This window comes from Streptomyces sp. NPDC033229 (assembly GCF_055576875.1).
Genome location: NZ_JBVIQR010000207.1, coordinates 1 through 1380, shown reverse-complemented (window position 1 = coordinate 1380; position 1380 = coordinate 1). Strand labels below are relative to the sequence as shown.

2 protein-coding genes and 1 pseudogene are annotated in these 1380 nt (G+C 65.9%); 1 reads left to right on the top strand and 2 read right to left on the bottom strand.

Annotation, left to right across the window (positions count from 1 at the left end):
• A partial coding sequence (locus ACZ53N_RS37430) for a hypothetical protein (RefSeq protein WP_469145146.1) occupies positions 1 to 329 on the top strand: 329 nt, incomplete at its 5' end.
• 325 nt (positions 330 to 654) lie between these two features.
• Here the strand turns inward: ACZ53N_RS37430 and ACZ53N_RS37425 are convergent.
• Positions 655 to 957 carry a hypothetical protein gene (locus tag ACZ53N_RS37425; protein WP_469145145.1) on the bottom strand — a complete coding sequence of 101 codons (303 nt, stop codon included), beginning with the start codon at positions 955 to 957 and terminating at the stop codon, positions 655 to 657.
• Positions 954 to 1380: pseudogene (locus ACZ53N_RS37420) on the bottom strand (transposase); the annotation flags it as partial. The pseudogene ACZ53N_RS37420 and the gene ACZ53N_RS37425, both read right to left, overlap by 4 nt.

Sequence of the window (1380 nt, the reverse complement as noted above, 5' to 3'; positions counted from 1 at the left end):
TCACCCTGACCGCCAAACCCGGCTTCACCTTCACCCCGCCCACCAGCAACACCCCCCACGCCACCTCCGGCTGTGACACCAAGGGCACCCAGATCGTCTGCAACTGGCCGGCTGAGCGCTTCGACCCGAACCAGCCCCAGCCCTTCGAACTCATCGTCAACGTCAAGGCCGGCACCACCGCACCCGCCGGTGTCACGGACGCCTTCACTTACAAAATCGTCGCCAAGCCGCCGAACCAGAGCGGCACCGGAGGCACCCACACCGAACAGACCCCCGACGACAACGGCGACCCCAACATCCCCAACACCGCCAAAGTCACCGTAAGCTGACCACTCCATATCCATCCCAAACGGGCAGCTCCGACCGCTCCTCCTAGTCGGAATCGCAGTCGGAATCGTCCCTCTGAGTCCCGTCATCGCTCGGCAGGACCGTTCTTGAGTTAGCTCGGGAGCGGTTGACGAAATCCCGTCCGATCAATCTGATCGGGCGGGATTTCGTCGTTGCGGGGCCTGTTGGGAGGTCGGCGTGCGTGCGGGTGTGTGGTGCGGGCGTCGTTGCCCGCGATGTTGCCCGGTTGCGGGCATGGGTGAGTGCGCCGCGCTGTGTGGGCGCGTGCGGAAGTTGGCCGGGCTGTGTGGTTTTCGTGGGCCGGGATCAGGACGAGGCCGGCGGCGGTCGGCCACTGACGGGGTATTCGGCTGTGGGGGCCATGTTGTTGGCCGAGACGAGTTCCGCTGTGGTGATGGCTGCGTAGTCGGCGTCGGTGAGGAACCCGCCGGTGCGTTCTTCGAGCCAGGTCTCCAGCACGGTCAGGTTCGCGATGGTGAGCATGACGGCGACGAGCAGGGTCTGGGTGACCTGGCCTGGTGCGGGGCGGTGTTTGGGGTTGCCGATGTCGAGGTCGCTGCTCTTGAAGCGGCCGGGTCTGATGCAGGTTTGGGTGACAGGATGAGTCACGCGGCCTGGAGGGCCGGTGTGGTCATGACGGTCTCGAATTCGGCGGGGGTCAGTCGGCCGAGGGCGGCTTGTCGGCGACGGCGGTGGTAGGTCCGCTCGATCCAGGTCACGACGGCGATCCGTAGTTCCTCGCGGGTGGCCCACTTCCTGCGGTCGAGGACGTTCTTCTGCAGCAGGCCGAAGAAGGACTCCATGGCCGCGTTGTCGGCAGCTGCCCCGACTCTCCCTACCGACCCGGCCATCCGGTGCCGGTCGAGCGCCCTGACGAACTTCCTGGACCGGAATTACGAGCCGCGATCGGTGTGCAGGATGCATCCGTCGACGTTTTCACGCCGGGCCACGGCGTTGTCCAGGGCGGCCACGGCCAGGCGGGACTTCATCCGCGTGTCGATGGAGTAGCCCACGATCCTGTTGCTGAAGACA